Here is a 20217-nt window from a genome sequence, read left to right on the forward strand (position 1 = left end):
GCCCACATCCCCGTCCGCCGTGCAGGCCGGGGCCGCGAGCACCACCACGGCCACGGCGAGCGCGAGCGGTGCGTGCCCGTGGCGCCGGTCGCGCCCGTCGCGCCCGTCGCGCCCGTCGCGTCCGTCGCGTCCGTCGCGTCCGTCGCGTCCGTCGCGCGAAGCGCACCCGTCGCGCGCGGCGCACCCGTCGCGACCGTTCAGCGATCGCCGGTGCGGGGTGCGCGGCCCGGTGGAGGTCATGCCCCAGACGAGCACGCACCCGTGCCGCCCGCCACCCCGCGTGCGAGGCTGGACGCCGGACGTCAGCGCACGAGGAGGTCACCATGAGCACCGCGGAACCGACGCGCCGGGCACTCGTCGTCGTCGACGTGCAGCCCACGTTCTGCGAGGGCGGCGCACTGCCCGTCGAGGGCGGCAACGCGGTCGCCCGCGACATCGCGCTCTACATCGCGGACCACCGTGCGCGGTACGACCTCGTCGTCACGACGCAGGACTGGCACGTCGACCCGGGCGCGCACTTCAGCGACGAGCCCGACTACGTCGACACCTGGCCGCCGCACGGCGTCGCGGGGACGGCCGAGGCCGACCTGCACCCCGCGCTGTCCGCGATCGTCCCCGAGGCCAGCGTGAAGAAGGGCCAGTACGCCGCCGCGTACTCGGGCTTCGAGGGCGTCGACGGCGAGGGCCGCGGGCTCGCGCAGATCCTGTCCGACGGCGGGATCACCGACGTGGACGTCGTCGGGCTCGCCGAGTCGCACTGCGTGCGGTCGACCGCGATCGACGCCGTCGAGCTCGGCCTGCGCACGCGTGTGCTCACCGACCTCACCGCGCCGGTCACCGCGGAGCTCGGCGCGGCGGCACGCGAGGAGATGCGCGCGGCGGGGGCGGAGCTCGTCGCGTCGTCGGACCTCTGAGGGCGGACAGGACCTCCGAGGGCGGGCAGCGCCGTCGTGGCGACCTCCGAGGGCGGGCAGCGCCCTCGTGGCGACCTCCGAGGGCGGACGGCGCCCTCGCGGTGGTCTCGGTCAGTCCTCGTCCTGCGACGCCCACCCGAGGTTGGTCGCGACGCGCTGGAGGACCGCGAGCGTGGTCGCGTAGTCGTCGGCCGTGACGCCCTCCGCGATGCGCTCGCGGAACCCGGCCACCCGCTCGGCGAGCGCCGCGACATGGTCGCGCCCGTCGTCGGTGAGCACGTACCCGCCGCCGTCGCGGACGACCCACCGGCGCGACACGAGCAGCGTGAGCTCCGCGGTGCCGACGGGCTCCCCGGCCGCCGTGTCGAACGGGGCGAGGGCCCGCGCGACCGCGAGCTCGTCGACCGGCCCCTCCTCCTGCACGACCGACAGGACCTGCCAGTGCCGTCGGGTCAGGCCGTCCCGGGCGAGCTCGGCGTCGAGGCCGACCTCGAGCAGCCGGTCGACGAGCTTGACCCAGTAGCCGATCGGGCGCGCCTGCGACATCGGATCCTCCCCACCTGGTCCTCTCCCGATAGTGCCCGTCGGCACGCCGCGCGTCACGTCGGAGGTCGCGGCGGGAGGTCGCGCGGGGCGACCGATCGCGCGGGCCGGTCCGCGCGGTCGGTCGGTGGCGGGGCCGGCCGGCGCCCCACGGCGGGGGCCGGTCGCTCAGGCGGCAGGCGGGGCGGACTGCGCGTCGAGCGCCGCGTACGCGCCACCGGCGGCGACCAGGTCGGAGTGCGTGCCGATCTCGACGAGGCGGCCGTCGCGCAGGACCGCGATGCGGTCGGCGCCCCGGATCGTCGAGAGGCGGTGCGCGACGACGAACGTCGTCCGGCCCGCCATGAGACGCCCCAGGGCCTCCTGGACGAGCCGCTCCGACGCGGTGTCGAGCGCGGACGTGGCCTCGTCGAGCACGAGCACGCGTGGGTCGCGGACCAGGGCGCGTGCGATCGCGAGCCGCTGCCGCTGACCGCCCGACAGGCGCGCGCCGCGCTCGCCGATGACGGCGTCGAGCCCGCCCATCTGCTCGACGAACTCGAGCGCGTTCGCGTCGCGCAGCGCGGCGAGCACCGCGTCGTCGGACAGGTCGGGGCTGCCGTAGGTGACGTTGTCGCGCACGGTCCCCTCGAACAGCAGCGACTCCTGCGGCACGACCGCGAGGAACCGGCGGTAGGTGCGCAGGTCGAGCGTCGCCATGTCGCGGCCGTCGAGCAGCAGGCGCCCGCCCGTGGGAGCGAGGAAGCCGATGACGAGGTTGAGCACGGTCGACTTGCCGGAGCCGGACGGCCCGACGAGCGCGATCGTCTCGCCCGCCCGCACGTGCAGGTCGAGGCCGTCGACCGCGGGCTCGTCGGGGGCGTCGTCGTACGCGAACCGCACGCCGTCGAAGACGACCTCGCCGCGCACGTCGTCGACCGTCGCCTTGCCCGCGTTGCGCTCGAGGTCGGGCTCCGTGAGCACCTCGCCCATCGACCGGACCGACTCGAGCCCCTTGGTGACGATCGGGGCGATGGTCATCAGCGCGGTCACCGCACCCGTGAGGGCGACGAAGTAGCTCGACAGCATCGTCACGTCACCCGCGGACAGGTCGAACATGCCGTTCCACGCGACCCACGCCGCGCCCACGAGGCAGCCGACCGACAGCATCTGCATGAGGATCCACGACAGCGCGCCGAACCAGCCGTTCGTCACGTCGAGCCGGATGCCCGCGTCGCGCACGCCCACGAGCGTCGCGCCCATCCGGTCGAGCTCGTCGCGCTCCAGGGCGTGCGCGCGCGTGATCGGGACCAGGTGCGTCATCTCGCTGACGCGGGCCGACATCTGCTCGACCTCGGCGCGGAACGCGGCGTTGTGCGAGGTCATGCGTCGACGCATCGCGACGACGAGCCCCGCGGCCGCCGGGACCGCGAGCGCGAACACCGGCAGGAACTCGGGGACGCGCACCGCGGTGACGACGACCGCGCCGATGAGCGTCGTCGTCGCCGACATGCCCGAGTCGAACGCCTGCCGGCTGCTCTCCACGACGTTCTCGACGTCGCGCACGATCTTCGCCTGCAGCACACCCGCGCTGACGCGGCGGTGGTAGCCGATCGACAGCTCCTGGAGGCGGCGGGACAGCGCCATGCGCAGGTTCGTCTCGACCGTGCGGACCGCGACCGAGAACGCGCGGACGTAGAGCCAGTGCATCGGCAGGTTCTGCCCGACGACCAGCAGCATGAGCGCGGCGGCCCACCACAGGTCGTGCAGCGGGCGGTGGTCGACGACGACGTCGATCACGTCCGCGGTGAGGACCGGGATGACCCAGATCGGCGAGTGCTTGGCGGCGAACGCGAGCGCGGCGGCGGCGAGGCGGCGGCGCTGGCCGGAGTAGAGGCCGACGAGCGTGCGGACGGGGTGCGCGCCGTCGTACGTGTCCTCGAGGGGTGCGGTCACGAGCGCCCATCGTAACGATTCGACCCGCGATCGCGTCGGACGGCGTGCGAGTGTCCCTCGGACGCGACATCGATGTCGCGCGCAGGAGCGAGAGCATCCGTCAGCACCGGGACCGCAGCCGGAGCGCCGCGCGCGGGCAGTCAGCGGGTGCGGTCAGCGGGAGCGGGCTGCGAGAGCCGCGGCGTACAGGTCGCGCTTCGCGACGCCCGCGGCCGTCGCGACGTCGGCCACCGCGTCCTTGAGCCGCTCGCCCGCGTCGGCCCGCGCGAGCACCTCGGCGACCAGGTCCGCCGTCGACGCCGCCTGCGGGCGGTCCGCACCGCTGACCACGACGACGATCTCGCCGCGCACCTGCCCGTCGTGCGCCCACGCCGCGAGGTCCCGCAGCGGACCCCGCCGCACCTCCTCGTACGTCTTGGTCAGCTCGCGGCACACCGCGGCGGCCCGCTCGGCGCCGAACGCCTCGACCATCGCGTCGAGTACGTCGTCGAGCCGGTGCGGCGCCTCGAAGAACACCATCGTCCGTCGCTCGTCGGCGAGGTCGGCGAGCGCACGCGCCCGCTCCCCCGCCTTACGCGGCAGGAAGCCCTCGAAGCAGAACCGGTCGGTGGGCAGGCCGGACAGCGCGAGGGCGGTCAGCACGGCGCTCGGCCCGGGCGCGGCCGTCACGGGGAGGCCCGCCGCGACGGCGGCCGTCACGACGCGGAACCCGGGGTCGGACACCGCGGGCATGCCCGCGTCGGTCACGACCACGACGGTCCCGCCGCCCGCGACGACGTCGAGGAGGTCCGCGGCCCGCTCGGCCTCGTTGTGCTCGTGGTGGCTCACGACCCGCCCGCGCACCTCGACGCCCAGCCGGGCCGCGAGCGCGCGGAGCCGACGGGTGTCCTCGGCGGCGACGACGTCCGCCTCCGCGAGGAGCGTCCGCAGGCGGGCCGACGCGTCGTCGGTGTTGCCGATCGGGGTGGCCGCGAGCACCAACCGCCCGCCGGTCACGGACGCCGGGGCGTCGCCGCGCGGGACGGTGCGGGGAGCGGCGTCGGGTGCGTCGGGTCCGGTCACGCCCGACAGCCTGCCATCCGTCGCGCGTCCACCCCTCGTCCGCCCCTGGCCACGGCCACAGGGGTCACCCCTACGATGACCGTCGTGCCGCCCACGCGAGACGACGACGCCGCGCTCCCGGACCACCCGGACGCGCCCTCGGGCGACGCGCCCGCGGCTCGCCCCGGCTCGGCCCCGGCCACCGTCACGACGACCGACCCCGCCGCCCGGGACGACGAGAGCGCGCCCACCACCGCTCCGCCGCTCCCCGCGGGGCCGACGGCCGACGGCGTCCCGACGCCGGTCGCGCCCCACGGGAGCACCCGGGCGTCCACCCCCGGCCCCGGCGTCGCCGTCGAGCGGGACGACGACGAGCGCGACGGCGACGACGAGCCGTACCGCGTCGACCTCGTGAAGCACGCCGAGGACGAGCCGCCGCTCCCGACGCGCGAGCGCCTGCTGCGCACGCTGCTCGGCGCCGACCGGCTGGCGCTCGACGCGAACCCGCGCGACCGCCTCGCCGGCTGGCTGTGGCCGATCGCCGTCACCGTGCTCGCGGGCATCGCCCGGTTCTGGGACCTGGGCCGCCCGCACAAGCTCGTCTTCGACGAGACGTACTACGTCAAGGACGCGTGGTCGCTGGTCACGCGCGGCTACGAGGCGCAGTGGTCGGCGGAGCCGAACCCGGCGTTCGAGGCGGGCGACACGAGCGGCCTCGGCACGGTCGCGTCGTACGTGGTCCACCCGCCGGTCGGCAAGTGGGTCATCGGGCTGGGGATCCAGCTGGGCGGCGGGCCGGACTCGTCGGCGGCGTGGCGGCTGTCCGTCGCGATCCTCGGCACGCTGTCGGTCCTGATGATCGCGCGCATCGCGCGGCGGCTGTTCGCGTCGACCGCCCTCGGGGTGGTCGCGGGTCTGCTGCTCGCGGTCGACGGCGAGGCGATCGTCATGTCGCGCATCAGCCTGCTGGACCCCGTCCTGACGTTCTTCGTGCTGGCGGCGTTCGGGGCCCTGCTGATCGACCGCGAGCAGGCGAGACGACGGCTCGCGGAACGTGCGGCGGTCGTGATCGACGCGGGCGACGACCTCGGGTGGGGGCCACGGCTCGGCTGGCGCTGGTGGCGCCTCGCGGCCGCGGTGCTGCTCGGGCTGGCGATCGGCACCAAGTGGTCGGGCATCTACTTCCTGGCCGTCTTCGGGCTCATGACGGTCGCGTGGGACCTCTCCGCCCGACGCACGGTCGGGGTGCGGCACTGGGCGCGCGCGGGCGTGCTGCGGGACGGCGTGGTCGCGGGCGTCGCGATGGTCGGCCTCGGGGTCGTCACGTACCTGGGGTCGTGGTGGTCGTGGTTCGCGTCGACGGACGCGTACGACCGGCAGTGGGCGGCGCTCAACCCCGGTCAGGGCGTCGAGTGGCTGCCGCCGGCGCTGCGCTCGCTCTGGAAGTACCACCAGGACATGTGGGCGTTCCACAACGGCCTCGAGACGCCGCACTCGTACGCGGCGCACCCGCTCGGCTGGATCGTGCAGTGGCGGCCCACGTCGTTCTACTACCCGACCGAGGTGTCGGGGCTGCAGGGGCAGCCGGCCGTCGACGCGTGCGGCGCGGACCAGTGCTCGCAGGCGATCACCGCGCTCGGCAACCCGGTGCTGTGGTGGTGCGGCGCGGCCGCGATCCTCGTGGCGCTGGTGTGGCTGCTCCGGTTCCGCGACTGGCGCGCCGGCGCGGTGCTGTCGGGCATCGTCGCGGGCTGGCTGCCGTGGTTCCTGTACGCGCACCGCACGATCTTCACGTTCTACTCGATCGCGTTCCTGCCGTGGGTCGTCCTCACGCTCACCTACGTGCTGGGGCTGGTGATCGGCCCGAAGGACGAGCTGGGCGCGAAGCAGCGCCGCGTCGCGATCTGGTGCGTGGGCGTGCTGCTCGCGCTGGTGGTCGCGGTGAGCGTGTTCTTCTACCCGATCTGGTCGGGCATGGTGATCCCGTACGACTTCTGGCACAGCCACATGTGGATGAGCCAGTGGGTGTGACGCGGCGCGTCTGACGCCGCAGGGCTGTGCCCGACGGCGCCGCCAGGTCAGCCCGCGGCAGGGCCCTCCGGCCAGGTGACCTGCGGGCTCGCGTACCAGGCGAACCCGACGTGGTCCCAGAACACCCCGTGCTGCGCGACGCGCGCGGCGAAGTCGTCCCAGTCGCGACGCTCGGGCGCGGTCCACGCGACCTCCGCGACGGCGGCGAGCCGCGGCAGCAGCATCGACGTGAGCTCGGTGAGGTTCGTCAGGGTCTCCGAGAAGACGGCGGCCTCGACACCGACGACGGCCTCGGCGGGGATGCCCGCGATGAGCGTCGACGGCTCCCAGTCGTAGGAGTCGCGCAGCTCGACGTGCCCGGCCCACTCGAGGCCGAGCTGCGTGCCCGCGTCGTACTTCATGTCGAGGTACGCCTTCGACGCGGGCGACATGAGCACCTGGGCCCCGGCCTGCGCCGCGGCGACGAACGGCGCGGGGTCGGCGTTGATGTCCCAGTACTGCACGACCGTCCCGGGCTCGAGCGGCGTCGACGCGATCTCCTGCCACCCGACGACCTTCTTGCCGGCGTCGCGCACGACGGACGACACGAAGCCGACGAGCCGCGCGTACTCGTCGTGGTCCATCGTCAGGACCTCGTCGCCGCCGATGTGCACGTACTCGCCGGGCGTCATCGCGGCGAGGTCGGTGAACACGTCGCGCAGGAACCCGTGGGTCGCGGGCAGGTCGTCGTGCAGGCGGCTGAACCCGACCTCGATGCCGGTGTACTCGTCGGTCGGCTCGCCGCCGGGCGTGAGCTCGCCGTACGCGTGCGTCGCGGCGTTGACGTGCCCGGGCACGTCGATCTCGGGGACGACGCGGATGCCGCGCGACGCCGCGTAGTCGGTGATCTCGGCGAGCTGCGCCGGGCTGTAGAAGCCACCCGGGCCGCCCCCGACGGACGTCGACGCCGAGACGCGCGTGAGGTGCGGGCGCGACGGCAGGTGGACGCGCCAGCCCTGGTCGTCGGTGAGGTGCAGGTGCAGCACGTTGAGCTTGTAGTGCGCCAGCAGCCCGATGACGGACTTCACGTCGTCGACGGTGAAGAAGTGCCGCGCGACGTCGAGCGACAGGCCGCGCCACGTGTAGCGGGGGTGGTCCTCGATGCGGACGGGCGCGATGGTGAGCCGGCCGTCGCCCATGTCCTGGATGACCTGCCGCAGCGTCACGACGGCCCGCACGAGGCCCGCGGGCGTGCGCGCCTGCAGGTCGACGCGGTCGGGGGTGACGACGACGCGGTACGCCTCGTCCGACGCCGGCAGGTCGTCGGTGACGCTGAGCCGCACGACGCTGCGCGCGCCGCCCTCGGTGTAGCGCACCTCGACGGGCCGCCCGGACAGGCGTCCGAGCAGGTCGGCCGCGAGGACGCCCACGGCGACGAGCTCGGGGGCGCTGTCGACGACCAGGATGGTCGGCGCCGACAGGACGAACGGCTCCTCCCCCGTGCTCTCCAGCAGGACGGGACGGGGGATGACGGCGACGTTCCGCACCGGGTCTCCTTCTCGGGGGCGGGCGCCGGGGACGGGCGCCGGGGGCACGCTACTGGACGCGGGCGATGCGGCGGGCGATCACGGCGCACGTCGCGAGCTGCAGCTGGTGGAAGACGATGACGGGCAGTGCGACGCCCGCCGCGACGACGGGCGTGAAGAGCACGGCGGCCATGGGCAGGCCGGTCGCGAGCGACTTGGTCGAGCCGACCATGACGAGCGCCGCGCGGTCGGCCCGGTCGAGCCCGAGGCGTGCGCCGCCCCACCACGAGGCCGCGAGCACGCCCGCCAGGACGAGCGCGCACACGACGACGAGGACGAGCAGCGCGACGGCGGTGACGTCGTCCCACGCGCCCGACACGGACGCCTGGCTGACGGACGTGTAGGCGACGAGCAGGATCGTGCCGCGGTCGGTGAACCGTGTGATCCGCGCGTGCCGGCGCACCCAGCCGCCGATCCACGGCTGCACGACCTGCCCGACGGCGAACGGCAGCAGGAGCTGCAGGAGGATCCCGGTGAGCGACCCGCCGTGCGCGCCGCCGGTCGCCGTCATGAGCACGCCGACCATGAGCGGCGTGACGACGATGCCCGACACGTTGGAGATCGTCGCGCCCGTGATCGCGGCGGCGACGTTGCCGCGGGCCACGGACGTGAACACCACGGACGACTGCACGGTCGACGGCAGGAGCGTCAGGTAGAGCACGCCGCGGCGCAGGTCGGGGGCGAGGACCGCGTCGGGCAGCAGCTGCACGAGCAGGCCGAGCACCGGCAGGAGCACGTAGGTGGCCGCGAGCATCGAGCCCTGCAGGCGCCAGTTGCGCAGGCCGTCGAGCACCTCGCGCGTCGGCATGCGGGCGCCGTAGAGGAAGAACAGCAGCACGATCGCGCACGTCCGGACCGTGGCGAGCACGTCGGCGAACCCGCCCTGCGCGGGGACGAAGAGCCCGAGCAGGAGGACCGCGACGATCATCACGACGAGCGGGTCGACCCACCCCCGCGCGATCTGGAGAAGGCGGGGACGGTCGGGGCGCGGCACCGGCCCATCATGCCCGCGCGTCCAGGATGCGAGCGCATCGAGGACGTCCCGATGCACCCTTCTGCCCCGTTTTCGACCACTCTGTCGGGTGACGTGCGTCGCCCGCGACCCGCTCGCCGCGCGCTCTCACCCGATCGGCTCTAGTTTTCCGGCTACCGGAATGAACCCCGATATGTCAAGGAGCTGTACATGACCCCCGAAGGCATCATCAGCGCGATCATCATCGGTGCGATCATCGGCATCCTCGGACGCCTCGTCGTGCGTGGTCGGCAGCGCATCTCGATCCTGCTGACCATCGTCGTCGGGATCGTCGCCGCCCTGGTCGGCACCTGGCTCGCCACGCTCATCGGTGTCCGGGACACCGGTGGCGTCGACTGGATCGAGCTGTTCCTGCAGATCGGCCTCGCCGCGATCGGTGTCGCCGCAGTGGCGGGCAGCGGCCGCCGCCGCCGCAGCATCCTCTGACGGCGCCGCGCCCGCCCCGGCGCGACAGCACCACCGCACCAGCCTCGAAGGGCCCGGACCGTCATCTCGGTCCGGGCCCTTCAGCCGTCCCTGCGCGGGACGAGCGGCGGGGGCGCGCGGGTCGCGCACGCGAGCCGGGCGCCGCGCACGGCACGCGCGGGCGCGCCCTCAGCTCACGGGCGGGCGCGACCTCTCCTCACACGCAGGCGTGACCTCACTGCACGCGCGGGCCCGACGTCGGCTCGCGGAGCACGCTGATCTCGACGCGCGAGCGGAGCCGCTCGGTCGGCAGGACGTGCGCGAGGTCGGCGAGCACGCGGTCGCAGGCCGCCACGACGCCCGGCAGGTCCGCCCCGGGCTCCACGGTCGTCCGCAGCCGGACGACCGTCTCCCCGCGGTCCCGCAGCACCGCGCCGCGCGCGGACCGCACGTCCCGGTCCTCCGCGAGCACGCCGGCCGCGGTCGCGACCGCCGGACCGGGGTCGACGACGAGCCGGCCCGGCCGGTCACCGCCGGGCAGCCGGAGCGGCCCGACGGACCGCCGCGGCAGGTGCGCCAGCAGCCACCACAGCCCGAGCACGACGAGCACGACCCCGACGAGCGCGAGCAGCAGCGGGTAGCCCGACTCCCCCGTCACGCTCCCCGTGTCGACCGCGAGCCGGCGCGGTGCGGACGGCCAGACGTCCGCGAGGAACCCGACCTGCCACCCGACCGCGGCGACGCCCACGACGACGAGCACGAGCCCGAGCAGCAGCAGCAGGACCCGGTCGACCGCGAGCACCGAACGCCTCATGCGCCGACCCCTCCCGTGCGCAGGGCGTCGCTGACGCGGGCGACGACCTTGACGGCCAGGGGCGTCGTCAGGGGTGCGAGCTGACGTGCGACGGCGGCCTGAACGGGCTCGACGACCCGCGCACCGGGCGGCACCGTCACCGTGACGGTCACCGCCCTGCGGGTCGCCGTGGCCCGTGCGTCGAGCACGTCGTCGACGTCGAGCGCGGCCACGCGGGCGAGCCGCGCGGCGTCGCCGACCCCGATGCTCACACCGCTCGACGTGCCGCGCGCCGACCCGTCGGCCGAGACCGGGAGCCGAGTCCGCCGGCGCCGCCCGAACGCCTCGAGCACCAGCCACAGCCCGAGGAGCGCGATGGCGACGCCGACCGCGGCGACGGCCACGGACGGCCCGAGCCCGTCCAGCCCGTCGACGACGGGCGCGAGCCACGGCTCGCCGTCGATCCGCCCGTCCGCCGCGAGCGCGTCGCGCACGCACAGCACGCCGAGCGCGACCACGACGACGGCCAGGACGATCCCGAGCACACCGGCGCGCGCGGTCCTGCTCGCGTCCCGGGCGGGCGCGAACGTCGAAGGCGACCCGACCTGAGTCATCGCACCCTCGCCACCGGTCGTGCGGCCGAGGCCCGCACGACGTCCCGCACGCGCACGTCGACGCGCCCGACCTTCTGACCGGCCTGCCGCTCGAGCTCGCGCGCGACGGCGTCCTGCACGGCACCCGTGACGTGCGCGGCCGACGACGGCCACACGAGCGCGATCTCGACGTCGACGGACGCGTGGTCGCCCGTGCGGTGCCAGGACACCCGCGGGAACCCGCGACCGAGCGTGCGCTCGACGGTGCCGGCGTGCTCCTCCGAGGCGACGCCGGGCACCTCGAGGGCCACCTGACGCGTGATCGCCGTCAGGGCCCGGTCGGAGATGGTCAGCGAGCCGCGCGCACCGACGTCCGGCTCAGCCACGGCGCCGGCCCGTCAGCGCACCGGTCACGTCGAGGCGCCCGTCGACGGCGAGCCCGACGGCGACACCGCCGCCCCCCAGGACGAGGGCCAGCAGGAACATCGCGAAGCCCCCGACGGCCGCGATCAGCGCGAGCAGGAGGCCGGCGAACAGGCCGATGGCAGCAGATGACATGGTCACTCCTCGGTCGGGTCGGCGGGGTCGGCGGGGTCGTCGAGGTCGTCGACGTGCACCCGCACGGGCATGGGCGCGACCGCGGACACGGCCCGCTGCACCCGGGCGGCGGTGGCGGCGACCGGCTGCGTCGCCGAGACGACGACGTGGACCTCGGTGCCGTCGTCGTCGACCCGCACGCCCGTCACGCGACGGCCGGGCAGGTAGGTGCCGAGCCCGCCGAACGGCCCGCCGTGCAGCCGCACGACGCCCGGGACGGCGAGCACCACGGCCGCGACGACCTCGGCGAGCGAGCCCGGCTCGGGGACGTCGGTGAGGACACGACCCGACCCGCCCGGTCGGACCTGCTCGTCGACCGGATGTCCACGGCCCGGTGTGGTCAGGTCGCTCACTGGACCCGCTGCTCCTGCGGCGGCGCCGGCTGCGGGTCGTCCTGCGGCAGGTGCACGTCGTTCACCGCGACGTTGACCTCGACGACGTGCAGACCTGTCATCCGCTCGACGGCGCTGATGACGTTCCGGCGGATGCCGTTCGCGAGGTCGGTGATCGAGACCCCGTACTCGGCGACGAGGTCCAGGTCGACCGCGGCCTCGGTCTCGCCGACCTCGACCGAGACGCCCTGCGAGTGGTTGGTGCGGCCCCCGGGGATGCGCTCGCGGAGCGTGCCCATCGCCCGGGCGGCGCCGCCGCCGAGCGCGTGCACGCCGGACACCTCGCTCGCGGCGATGCCGGCGATCTTGCTCACCACGGTGTCGGCGATCGTGGTGGTCCCCTCGGGCGTGACGAGCGCGCTCTGGCGGGACGCGACCGGCGGGGTGGTGACGGTCTTGGCGGAGGACTCGGTCATGGTGGCCTCTCTCGACGGGTGCCACGGCGGGCCGGAGCCGGCGGTGCCGCGACGGTGACGCACAGTTGGTCGCCGCTGCGCCGGATTCGTCACGCGCGTCGGGAAGATCCGTTCCGGATGCGCGGCCCGCGTCACCACGGGAGTGTGCGAGGAGTGGACGACGAGGGGGCGCCCGACGCGGTGCTGGCCCGGCGTGCGGCGCTGCACGACCACGCCGCGTTCCGGGCGATCGTGGACCGGCACGGCCCGGCCCTCTACCGCTACGCGCGGCGCATGCTCGACAGCCCCGCGGACACCGAGGACTGCGTGCAGGAGGCGTTCGCCGCCGCGTGGACGTCCCTGCCGCAGTTCGAGGGCCGGTCGTCCCTGCGCACCTGGCTGTTCTCGATCACCGCGCACAAGGTCCGCTCGCTCCAGCGCCGCCGGGCACGCGGCGCGCTCCCGCTCCCGTTCAGCCCGGACGAGAGGGTCGACCTGCGCGTGGCCGACCCGCAGCGGTCTCTCGAACGCTCCGACCTGCTGGGCGCGCTCCACGCGGCGCTCCGCGAGCTGCCCGCAGGACCCCGGTCCGCGTGGCTCCTGCGCGAGGTCGAAGGACTGAGCTACGAGGAGATCGCCCAGATCTCGGGGACGAGCGCGAGTACCGTGCGAGGTCAGCTCCACCGCGCTCGCGCGCACCTGGTCAAGCGGATGGAGGAGTGGCGGTGAACGGCGAGCAGGTTCTCGACCAGGCGACCCGAGCGCTGCGTCAGCACACCGACGCGGGCTGGGTCGGGCTGCGCGACGACGTCGTCGCCGCCGCCGTCCGCGCCTTCCGCCCCGCCGCGCCCGTCCGCGGCAGCTCCGTCGACGGTGAGCTGTGGGTCACCAGCACCGTGCTCGTCGCCCAGGTGCGCGCCGCCCTCGACGGCCTGGGCGACGCCGCAGCCCTGCGGATCACCTGCACGACCACGTCCGACGACGCGCTCGACCGCCTCACCGTCGAGGTCGTCGCCCTGTACGGCACGCCCTTGGTTCCCCTCGCGACGCGCATCCGCGCGAGGGCGGCCGACGCCGTCGCCGCGACCCTGGGCCTCGACACCCCGCCCGTCGCCCTCGTGCAGGTCGACGTCTCGGTCCAGGACGTCACGGACGATCCTCGGACCCTGTGACACCGCAACCCGGAGCGTGAGCCGCGCGCCGGATCGACGGGAGCGCGAACGCCGAAACCAGAACTCTGGGGGGCCCGGCCTTCGGAATGCGGTGGAGCCGGCGCAGTTCGAGGTCCGCCAGCAGTGCGTGCCAGTCAGTTCACCCAGTGCGAGATCACGAGCCCGGTGGCGAGCACGACGGACACGACGGACACGACCAGGGCCGCCCGCTGAAGCGCCCTGCTCCCGGCGCTCCCCCGGAGCCGCACGATGGCCCAGATCAGCGCACCGACCGCGACGACGGGGAACACGAAGAGCGCGAGGCTGGCGACGGCGCACACCAGCAGCCAGACATCCCCCCACGCGACGGACGCCGACGCGGGCCCGGCGGGCGTGGCGCTCGCCGCGATCTGCTCGACGGACCCGAGCTCGGTGATGACCCGCTCGACGGTCGCGTCCGAGGCTCCGTCCCGCGCGATCACCTCGGAGGCGTGCTCGCGCATCGCCTGGATCGTCTCGGCGCGCTCGCGCGCGTCCGTGCCGACCAGCGCGCGATCCAGGTCGGCGAGATAGGCCTCGAGGAGGTCCGGCAGTCGTGTCGTGGTCATGAGTGGTCCTCGATCGTGGTCGTGACGTCGGCGGCGAAGCGCCCCCAGGTCTCGATGAAGACCTTCAAGGCGGCCTCCCCGGACTGCGTGAGGCGGTAGTACCGACGGGGCGGGCCGACCGGCGACGGTTCGAGCGTCGTCGTGACCCACCCCTGCTGACGCAGGCGCGACAGCAGCGGGTAGAGGGTGCCGTCGCTGTCGAACAGCACCTTGTCCTGCCGGAGGCGGTCGGCGATCTCCAACCCGTACGCGGGCCCGGAACGCAGGCAGGCGAGGACGCAGAAGTCGACCGTGCCCTTGCGCAGCTGCGTCAGGACCGACGCGGGGGTTGGTTCCATGCAGTACACGGTAGGCGGTTCCATGCATCGCACGCAACCGTATGGCGGTCCAGACGCCGACGGCTCAGCACAGAGGGTGTGGTCCCGCCGCTCGGTTCCGGAGAAACGACGAAGGCCGGACCCTGATGGGTCCGGCCTTCGTCGTGCGGTGGAGCTGAGGGGATTCGAACCCCTGACCTTCTCATTGCGAACGAGACGCGCTACCAACTGCGCCACAGCCCCGCGAGCGGGCTACAGACTAGCACCCCGCCAGGGTCGTTCGTGAAATCGGGTCACTCCCCCGCGGCCCGGCGCTTGGCCAGGATCGCGTTGAGGTCGATGCTGCCGGTGGTCGCCGCCGGAGGCTCCGCGACCTCGGCCACGACCTGCGCGACAGGCTCGGTGACCGTGTCGCCCACGACGGCGGCCTTTGCACCGGCCGCCGCGTCGGCGTCCTCGAGCGGGGCCGGCTCACGGCGCGGCGCGGTGGCCTTCATCGTGTAGGTCGGGCGCGGGACGGGCACGGGCGACCAGGCGCCGTCCTCGTCCTCGGCGGGGGTGCGCGTCGCGTCGTCGGCGTCCGCGTCGCGCGTCGCCTTCGACCGGTCGGCGACGCTGGTCCGCACGACGGGCGTCTGCCCGGTCGACGCGTGCCGCGCCGGAGCCTCGGCCTCGCCGCGGTCCTCGACGATGCGCGCGAACACCTCGGTGCTCGCCTCCGACGGGTGCACGGCGCGGCCGGTGACGATCGCGTGCGGGACGTGCACGTCGTGCGTCTCGACGTGCTGCTGGGTCTCGTCCGAGGCGCGCTCCGCGACCGACGCCTTCTGCGCGGGCGCGGACGAGGACGCACGGACCGTCGGCTGCGCGCCCGTGACGGCACGCGTCGGCGCGGACGCCGGGGCGGACGACGTGCGCGACGCCTCCGCGACCGCACGCATCGCGCCGGTCCGCGGACCGCCGGACACGCGGCGCTCGTCGGCCATGCGGGCCTCCCACGCCGCATCGGCGGCGCGACCGGCGAGCACGGCACGACGGCCCAGCACGAGCACGCCGCCGAGCAGCACGCTCGGCACGGCACCGGCGACCCACGTCACGGCGGGCGCGAGGCCCGCGATGGTCCAGCCGGCGATCGTCGCGACCACCAGCACCCCTGCGAGCACGGCACGGCGCCGTGCGGCGGCAGCACGGCGCGCGACCGAAGCCGCTCTCGCTGCGCGCGCCTGCGCGGCACGACGGGCCGCGTCCGCGGTGATCCTGTCCTGCGTCGCCGTCGGTCGGTCCACGGTGGCACCTCCTGTCCCGGGCCCGGCATGGAGCACCGGGAGCCCTGCGCCCGGGGTCAGCAGCCCCGGCGATCCGCCGCTCGTCGTCCCGCAGTCGGCTGATCCGACCGCAGGCGCCTCGCGCGACCGTCGGAACGTCCCCGACCGGCGGAGCCGGCCCGTACGTTCGCTCACGGCGACCACGCGCAGCGCCTCCGAGAACCGGTCGTCAGCCCGGGACTCGAGCAGCTGCTGCCGGTGCCGCAGCTTGTGCGGCACCAGGTAGGCCCCCCACAGAGCCACGAGCGCCAAGGCGACGAGGCCTGCGAGATCGTCCACGTCACGACGGTAGGGGGCGTTCCGCGGACTCGCCGGGACCATATCGGCGTGTCGGGTGGCGCGTCACCCCGCTGAGGCTCCACGGATCGCTCGCCAGCGGGCCAGCAGCCCCTCGGGGACCTCCTCCGTCGTGAGGGCGAACGTCCGGTGGTCGCACCAGCGGCCCTGGATGTGCAGGTACCGCTCGCGCAGCCCCTCGTCGCGGAAGCCGAGCTTCTCGACGACCCGCAGCGACGGCCGGTTCTCCGGGCGGATGTTGATCTCGACACGGTGCAGGCCGAGGACGCCGAAGCAGTGGTCCGTCGCGAGCGCGACCGCCGTCGGCGTGATCCCGCGCCCCGCGACGTGCTCCGACACCCAGTAGCCGATGCTCGCCGACCGCAGCGACCCGTAGGCGATCGACGCGACCGTGAGCTGGCCGACGAGACGGTCCTCGAAGTCGACCGCGAACGGCAGCGTCACCCCCGACCGCGCCTGGGCCGACAGCGTGCGGACGAACGCGCCGAACGTCGGCCGCACCGCCGGCGGCGGCTCGGGGCTCGTCGCGTCCCACGGCTCGAGCCAGCCCGCGTTGCGCGACCGCAGCTCCATCCACGTGTCCTGGTCACGCCGCCGCAGCGGCCGCAGCCGCACGGGCCCGTCCTGGAGGACGGCAGGCCATCCCACCGCCATCAGCGACCGCCCTGCCCCTCTGCGCCCAAGGCCGGCCTCATCCCTCGACTCCCGTGGTCGGGCCGAGGTCCCGCTCCGCTCCCGGCGCGTGCCGCTGCGCGCGCCCGCACCGTCCGCTGCGCTCCACCTCAGCCCTCCAGCACGAGGCAGTGGACGATCTGCCCCGGGTGCACGGTGAGGTCCTGCTCGCCGACGACGGCGAGGGCGTTCGCGTGCGCCAGGTCACGGACGGTGGGCGCGGACGGCTCGCCGACGGGCGTCACGCGGTAGCCCTCGTCGGGCGACCCGAGGACCGTCGCCGGCACGAACTGGCGGAGCCCGGGCGGCGACACCCAGCCGCTCGTCGCCTCGGCCGCGACGGACGGGCGGAAGAGCTCGGTGTGGCCGGCCATGGCCCGGAGCGCGGGGCGGACGAACACCTCGAACGACACCTGCGCGGCGACGGGGTGGCCCTGCAGCGCGAAGATCGGGACGGCGCGGTCGCGGCCGAGCTCGTCGCCGACGGAGCCGAACCCGTGCCGGAAGCCGGGGGTCATCGCGACCTGGTCGAGCCGGACGGTCCCGAGCGGCGCGAGCACGTCCTTGACGGTGTCGTGCGCGAGCTCGGACAGCCCGCCGGTGACGACGACCATGTCCGCACGGACGAGCTGGTCGTCGAGGGCCTCGCGCAAGGTCGCGCGGTCGTCCGCGACGATCCCGACGCGCACGGCGTTGGCCCCGGCGTCGCGGACTGCGGCCTCGAGCGCGTGCCCGTCGGCCTCGAACGTCGCGCCGTCGCGCGCCCCGACCGTGCCGGGCTCGACGAGCTCGTCACCGACCGACAGCAGCACGACGCGCGGTGTCGGGTGCACCCGCAGCCGGCCGCGGCCGAGCGACGCGGCGAGCGCGAGCTGGCGTGCGCCGAGGCGCGTGCCGGCGGCGAGGACCTTCTCCCCACCGCGGACGTCGGCCCCGGCGGGCCGGACGTGCTGGCCCGCGACGGCGGGCCGTTGCATCGCGACCTGCGCGGTGCCGCGGTCGGTCTCCTCGAGCGGGACGACGGCGTCGGCGCCGAGCGGCAGCGGCGCCCCCGACGCGACGCGCACGGCCTGCCCGGGGACCAGGCGCAGCGGCGCCTCGAGACCGGGACGCACGTCGTGGGCCACGGGCAGGGCGCGCGACGCGGCGTACCCGGCCGCGACCGCGGTGTCGTGCGCGGCGACCGCGTACCCGTCGCGCGCGGCGAGCGCCTGCCGCGGCAGGTCCCGACCGGCGACGACGTCCTCCGCGAGGATGCAGCCGACGGCGTCGTGCAGGACGACGTCGAGCGGCGCGACCGGGCCGACCGCGGCGAGCACCGCGGCCAGGTGGTCCTGGACCGATCTCATGCGCGCATTCTGCCCTGCCCGCGCACGCGCGCCCGCCGGGTGACCCGCCCGTGTCGGATGTCCCGGGACGGCCGCGATCGCGCGGGCCGCAGCCAGGTTGGAGGGCGCGGGCGCCCGACACGCGCCGCCGACGCCCGGCGGGCCACCGGAACCCGCAGCCGACCGTCGCGGACGATCACCGACGCGAGGAGGGCCGCCGGCGGCGCGGTGCACCGTCGACGGCCCTCGGGGCGGTCAGGAAGGGGTCAGGCGAGCCCGTCGGGTCCGACGGTCGCGCCGTCCGGCACCTGCGACGGCGCGCCCGGGTCGTCGAGCACCGCGTCGCCGGTCACGACGACACCGCTGCCGAACGTCCAGTCGCCGCGCACGCGGAGCGACGTGGCCTGCGCGAGGGACGGGGTCGCGGGGACGCGCGCGTCGAACGCCGCGATGACCTTGTAGTGGTCCTCGTCGAGGTCGACGAACGGCGCCTCGACCTGCGCGACGAGCCGGTGGTCGGGCTCGAGCCGGTACACGTCCGAGCGGAGCACGAGCAGGTCGTTCGTGGTCTTGACGGGCAGGAAGCGGGACCGGTCGACCTCGAGCACCGCGGCACCGTCGAACACCTCGATCGCCGCGCCCATGGCCGACTCGATCTGCACGACCTTGGTCGACGTCTTGTCGGACGGGTCGACGGTCTTCTCGTTGCGGATGAGCGGCAGGTCGAGCACGCCGCCGGTGCGGTCGAGCTCGGCGCGCAGGGCCCGCAGGTCGAGCCACAGGTTGTTCGTGTTGAAGTACCGGTGCCGGTCGATGTCGCCGGCCGCGTCGGCGTCGTCCTTCGGGGTCTGCGCCGACTCGCGCAGCACGATCCGGCCGTCGGACTCCCGGACGACGAGGTGGCCGCCCTTGCGGTCCGCGGGCGTGCGGCGCGCGACCTCGGCGGCGAACGGCGCACCGGTCGCCGCGAACCACCCCGCGATGCGCGCGTCGGGCGACGCCCCGAGGTTGTCGGAGTTCGACACCGTCGCGTACCGGAAGCCCGCGTCGAGCAGCGCGTCGAGCACGCCCGACGCGTGCAGCGCCGTGTACAGGTCGCCGTGCCCGGGCGGGCACCACTCGAGGTCGGGGTCCGCGGACCACTCGACGGGCGTGAGGTCGTCGGCGCGCAGCTTCGGCTCACGGTTCTGCACGAAGTCCAGCGGCAGGCCGTCGACGACCAGGTCCGCGTAGCCGGAGAGCGCCGCGAGCGTGTCGTCGCGCGTCCGGAAGCTGTTCATGAGGACGAGCGGCAGACGGGCCCCCGTCGCCTCGCGCGCCGCGAGGACCTGCCCGGCGATCACGTCGAGGAACGTGGCGTCGTCGCGGACGCGGAGCAGCGACTTCGCGCGGTCCATGCCCATCGACGTGCCGAGGCCGCCGTTCAGCTTGACGACGGCCGTGACGGCGAGCGCGTCGCGCGCGGCCGCGTCGCCCACGTCGAGGTCCGCCAGGTGCGGGACGTCGGTCAGCGGCCGGACGCCGCTCTCGGGGATCATCCCCGTCTCCCCCGACTCGAGGAGTCCGTAGAAGCGGGTGAACACGTCGACGGCTGTGGGGTGCACCCCGCCGTCGGTCATCTTGCGCTGGGCCTGTGCGAGTCCGTGGGCGCTCATCTTGCGATGCTAGGTCGACCGGGTGCGAGAGCGCAGTGGCGGGCGTCACGCGACCCGTGACATTGGTCCGTCGTTCGGGCTCCCGTCATGTGCTGGGACGCGTGCCCCGCCGACGTTCACGGCCGCGACGCGCCCCCGACGCGCGCACCGTGGGCCAGACTGGACCCATGAGCAGCGTCGCCCAGCCGTACCCGCACGCCGCCGAGGGCGACGAGGTCGAGGAGGTGAAGGAGCGGCTGCGGCGCTCGATCCGCGACGCACGGCACACGCGCTCCCCCCGACGACGCGACGCGGCCGCGCAGGCGCTCGCCGACGTCGTCACCGCGATCCCCGCCGTGTCCGAGGCGACCTGCGTCGCGCTCTACGCTGCCCGTCCCTCCGAGCCCGGCACCGTGCCGCTGCTGGACGCGCTCGCGGCCCGCGGCGTCCGCCTGCTGCTGCCCGTGCTCGGCTCCGGGCTGCAACGCGACTGGGCCGAGTACGCGGGCGCCGACGACCTGCGCGAACGTGCACCCGGCCGCCCGCCCGAGCCCGGCGGGACCACGCTCGGCGCGGGCGCGCTCGCCGACGCCGACGTCGTGCTCGCCCCCGCGCTGGCCGTCGACACCGCGGGCGCACGGCTGGGGC

23 protein-coding genes, 1 tRNA gene and 1 pseudogene are annotated in these 20217 nt (G+C 75.0%); 6 read left to right on the plus strand and 19 right to left on the minus strand.

Translation table 11 applies throughout. From position 1 onward, the window contains the following. Nucleotides 1-323 precede the first annotated feature (323 nt). The gene (locus CTKZ_RS06150) at nt 324-914 is read left to right on the plus strand and encodes an isochorismatase family protein (RefSeq protein WP_124342124.1); all 591 of its coding nucleotides are present in this window, start codon (nt 324-326) and stop codon (nt 912-914) included. Between the two features lie 111 nt (nt 915-1025). On the opposite strand, the gene CTKZ_RS06155 is transcribed toward CTKZ_RS06150, so the two are convergent. The 3 genes from CTKZ_RS06155 to rsmI all read right to left on the minus strand — a co-directional run bounded on the left by CTKZ_RS06155 (nt 1026) and on the right by rsmI (nt 4454). Beyond that, nucleotides 1026-1460, minus strand: coding sequence for a MarR family winged helix-turn-helix transcriptional regulator (locus CTKZ_RS06155; protein WP_124342125.1), 435 nt, complete (start codon nt 1458-1460; stop codon nt 1026-1028). Nucleotides 1461-1625: 165 nt separating this feature from the next. After that, entirely contained in the window at nt 1626-3392 is a 1767-nt protein-coding gene (locus tag CTKZ_RS06160; protein ID WP_124342126.1) for an ABC transporter ATP-binding protein, read from the minus strand. A 153-nt stretch (nt 3393-3545) separates the two neighbouring features. Continuing rightward, on the minus strand, nt 3546-4454 hold the full coding sequence (gene rsmI, locus CTKZ_RS06165) for a 16S rRNA (cytidine(1402)-2'-O)-methyltransferase (protein ID WP_371852336.1): 909 nt from the start codon (nt 4452-4454) through the stop codon (nt 3546-3548). Between the two features lie 75 nt (nt 4455-4529). Here rsmI and CTKZ_RS06170 point away from each other — a divergent pair, with 75 nt between their 5' ends. Continuing rightward, on the plus strand, nt 4530-6464 hold the full coding sequence (locus tag CTKZ_RS06170; protein WP_371852337.1) for a dolichyl-phosphate-mannose--protein mannosyltransferase: 1935 nt from the start codon (nt 4530-4532) through the stop codon (nt 6462-6464). A gap of 47 nt (nt 6465-6511) precedes the next feature. Here CTKZ_RS06170 and CTKZ_RS06175 read toward each other — a convergent pair whose 3' ends face one another. Both CTKZ_RS06175 and CTKZ_RS06180 read right to left on the minus strand, forming a co-directional pair. Next, the gene (locus tag CTKZ_RS06175) at nt 6512-7990 is read right to left on the minus strand and encodes a beta-N-acetylhexosaminidase (RefSeq protein ID WP_124342127.1); all 1479 of its coding nucleotides are present in this window, start codon (nt 7988-7990) and stop codon (nt 6512-6514) included. A gap of 49 nt (nt 7991-8039) precedes the next feature. Then, on the minus strand, nt 8040-9023 hold the full coding sequence (locus CTKZ_RS06180; protein ID WP_307720287.1) for a bile acid:sodium symporter family protein: 984 nt from the start codon (nt 9021-9023) through the stop codon (nt 8040-8042). Between the two features lie 189 nt (nt 9024-9212). On the opposite strand from CTKZ_RS06180, the gene CTKZ_RS06185 reads away from it, so the two are divergent. After that, the gene (locus CTKZ_RS06185) at nt 9213-9488 is read left to right on the plus strand and encodes a GlsB/YeaQ/YmgE family stress response membrane protein (protein WP_124342128.1); all 276 of its coding nucleotides are present in this window, start codon (nt 9213-9215) and stop codon (nt 9486-9488) included. Between the two features lie 214 nt (nt 9489-9702). On the opposite strand, the gene CTKZ_RS06190 is transcribed toward CTKZ_RS06185, so the two are convergent. The 6 genes from CTKZ_RS06190 to CTKZ_RS06215 are packed head-to-tail and all read right to left on the minus strand — an operon-like array spanning nt 9703 to nt 12258. Further along, on the minus strand, nt 9703-10281 hold the full coding sequence (locus CTKZ_RS06190; protein WP_124342129.1) for a hypothetical protein: 579 nt from the start codon (nt 10279-10281) through the stop codon (nt 9703-9705). After that, a complete protein-coding gene (locus CTKZ_RS06195) occupies nt 10278-10874 on the minus strand; it encodes a hypothetical protein (RefSeq protein WP_124342130.1) in 597 nt (198 codons plus the stop codon). The genes CTKZ_RS06190 and CTKZ_RS06195 overlap by 4 nt, the downstream gene beginning before the upstream one ends. After that, complete coding sequence (locus tag CTKZ_RS06200; protein WP_124342131.1) at nt 10871-11239, minus strand: Asp23/Gls24 family envelope stress response protein; 369 nt, start codon at nt 11237-11239, stop codon at nt 10871-10873. Before CTKZ_RS06200 ends, CTKZ_RS06195 begins: the two co-directional genes overlap by 4 nt. Then, nucleotides 11232-11411 (minus strand): DUF2273 domain-containing protein, encoded by a 180-nt coding sequence (locus CTKZ_RS06205; RefSeq protein ID WP_124342132.1) that lies wholly within the window; start codon nt 11409-11411, stop codon nt 11232-11234. Before CTKZ_RS06205 ends, CTKZ_RS06200 begins: the two co-directional genes overlap by 8 nt. A gap of 2 nt (nt 11412-11413) precedes the next feature. After that, nucleotides 11414-11803 carry a hypothetical protein gene (locus CTKZ_RS06210; RefSeq protein WP_225916287.1) on the minus strand — a complete coding sequence of 130 codons (390 nt, stop codon included), beginning with the start codon at nt 11801-11803 and terminating at the stop codon, nt 11414-11416. Then, nucleotides 11800-12258 (minus strand): Asp23/Gls24 family envelope stress response protein, encoded by a 459-nt coding sequence (locus CTKZ_RS06215; protein ID WP_124342133.1) that lies wholly within the window; start codon nt 12256-12258, stop codon nt 11800-11802. The genes CTKZ_RS06210 and CTKZ_RS06215 overlap by 4 nt, the downstream gene beginning before the upstream one ends. 153 nt (nt 12259-12411) lie before the next feature. Between CTKZ_RS06215 and CTKZ_RS06220 the strand changes: the two genes are divergently transcribed. Together CTKZ_RS06220 and CTKZ_RS06225 are read left to right on the plus strand one after the other, a co-directional pair. Beyond that, nucleotides 12412-12966, plus strand: coding sequence for an RNA polymerase sigma factor (locus CTKZ_RS06220; RefSeq protein WP_200829654.1), 555 nt, complete (start codon nt 12412-12414; stop codon nt 12964-12966). Then, nucleotides 12963-13409: a hypothetical protein gene (locus CTKZ_RS06225; RefSeq protein ID WP_124342135.1), complete on the plus strand. Its 447-nt coding sequence runs from the start codon at nt 12963-12965 to the stop codon at nt 13407-13409. The genes CTKZ_RS06220 and CTKZ_RS06225 overlap by 4 nt, the downstream gene beginning before the upstream one ends. Before the next feature lie 134 nt (nt 13410-13543). On the opposite strand, the gene CTKZ_RS06230 is transcribed toward CTKZ_RS06225, so the two are convergent. The 8 genes and pseudogenes from CTKZ_RS06230 to CTKZ_RS06260 all read right to left on the minus strand — a co-directional run bounded on the left by CTKZ_RS06230 (nt 13544) and on the right by CTKZ_RS06260 (nt 19590). Beyond that, nucleotides 13544-13996 carry an HAAS signaling domain-containing protein gene (locus tag CTKZ_RS06230; RefSeq protein ID WP_124342136.1) on the minus strand — a complete coding sequence of 151 codons (453 nt, stop codon included), beginning with the start codon at nt 13994-13996 and terminating at the stop codon, nt 13544-13546. Beyond that, the gene (locus CTKZ_RS06235) at nt 13993-14334 is read right to left on the minus strand and encodes a PadR family transcriptional regulator (RefSeq protein ID WP_160142843.1); all 342 of its coding nucleotides are present in this window, start codon (nt 14332-14334) and stop codon (nt 13993-13995) included. Before CTKZ_RS06235 ends, CTKZ_RS06230 begins: the two co-directional genes overlap by 4 nt. 149 nt (nt 14335-14483) lie before the next feature. After that, nucleotides 14484-14556, minus strand: a tRNA-Ala gene (locus CTKZ_RS06240). Nucleotides 14557-14606: 50 nt separating this feature from the next. Next, on the minus strand, nt 14607-15476 hold the full coding sequence (locus CTKZ_RS06245) for a hypothetical protein (RefSeq protein WP_235843369.1): 870 nt from the start codon (nt 15474-15476) through the stop codon (nt 14607-14609). Between the two features lie 246 nt (nt 15477-15722). Continuing rightward, a pseudogene (locus CTKZ_RS22750) lies at nt 15723-15959 on the minus strand (SepX/GlpR family protein); the annotation flags it as partial. Between the two features lie 21 nt (nt 15960-15980). Beyond that, on the minus strand, nt 15981-16589 hold the full coding sequence (locus CTKZ_RS06250) for a GNAT family N-acetyltransferase (RefSeq protein WP_124342139.1): 609 nt from the start codon (nt 16587-16589) through the stop codon (nt 15981-15983). A 128-nt stretch (nt 16590-16717) separates the two neighbouring features. Then, nucleotides 16718-17956, minus strand: a complete 1239-nt coding sequence (locus CTKZ_RS06255; RefSeq protein ID WP_124342140.1) for a molybdopterin molybdotransferase MoeA — start codon at nt 17954-17956, stop codon at nt 16718-16720. Between the two features lie 245 nt (nt 17957-18201). Then, nucleotides 18202-19590 (minus strand): UTP--glucose-1-phosphate uridylyltransferase, encoded by a 1389-nt coding sequence (locus CTKZ_RS06260; protein WP_124342141.1) that lies wholly within the window; start codon nt 19588-19590, stop codon nt 18202-18204. A 167-nt stretch (nt 19591-19757) separates the two neighbouring features. Here CTKZ_RS06260 and CTKZ_RS06265 point away from each other — a divergent pair. Then, nucleotides 19758-20217 (plus strand): 5-formyltetrahydrofolate cyclo-ligase (locus CTKZ_RS06265; protein ID WP_124342142.1); only part of this gene is annotated, 460 nt, incomplete at its 3' end.

Source organism: Cellulomonas algicola, assembly GCF_003851725.1.
Classification (GTDB): domain Bacteria; phylum Actinomycetota; class Actinomycetes; order Actinomycetales; family Cellulomonadaceae; genus Cellulomonas; species Cellulomonas algicola.

Bases quoted from the DNA above. Each gene is read 5' to 3' on its own strand.
- CTKZ_RS06205 (WP_124342132.1), bottom strand. From the start codon at position 11,411: ATGTCATCTGCTGCCATCGGCCTGTTCGCCGGCCTCCTGCTCGCGCTG.
- CTKZ_RS06235 (WP_160142843.1), bottom strand. From the start codon at position 14,334: ATGGAACCAACCCCCGCGTCGGTCCTGACGCAGCTGCGCAAGGGCACG.
- CTKZ_RS06155 (WP_124342125.1), bottom strand. From the start codon at position 1,460: ATGTCGCAGGCGCGCCCGATCGGCTACTGGGTCAAGCTCGTCGACCGG.
- CTKZ_RS06150 (WP_124342124.1), top strand. From the start codon at position 324: ATGAGCACCGCGGAACCGACGCGCCGGGCACTCGTCGTCGTCGACGTG.
- CTKZ_RS06190 (WP_124342129.1), bottom strand. From the start codon at position 10,281: ATGAGGCGTTCGGTGCTCGCGGTCGACCGGGTCCTGCTGCTGCTGCTC.
- CTKZ_RS06170 (WP_371852337.1), top strand. From the start codon at position 4,530: ATGACCGTCGTGCCGCCCACGCGAGACGACGACGCCGCGCTCCCGGAC.
- CTKZ_RS06185 (WP_124342128.1), top strand. From the start codon at position 9,213: ATGACCCCCGAAGGCATCATCAGCGCGATCATCATCGGTGCGATCATC.
- CTKZ_RS06250 (WP_124342139.1), bottom strand. From the start codon at position 16,589: ATGGCGGTGGGATGGCCTGCCGTCCTCCAGGACGGGCCCGTGCGGCTG.
- CTKZ_RS06260 (WP_124342141.1), bottom strand. From the start codon at position 19,590: ATGAGCGCCCACGGACTCGCACAGGCCCAGCGCAAGATGACCGACGGC.
- CTKZ_RS06195 (WP_124342130.1), bottom strand. From the start codon at position 10,874: ATGACTCAGGTCGGGTCGCCTTCGACGTTCGCGCCCGCCCGGGACGCG.
- CTKZ_RS06230 (WP_124342136.1), bottom strand. From the start codon at position 13,996: ATGACCACGACACGACTGCCGGACCTCCTCGAGGCCTATCTCGCCGAC.
- CTKZ_RS06215 (WP_124342133.1), bottom strand. From the start codon at position 12,258: ATGACCGAGTCCTCCGCCAAGACCGTCACCACCCCGCCGGTCGCGTCC.
- CTKZ_RS06255 (WP_124342140.1), bottom strand. From the start codon at position 17,956: ATGAGATCGGTCCAGGACCACCTGGCCGCGGTGCTCGCCGCGGTCGGC.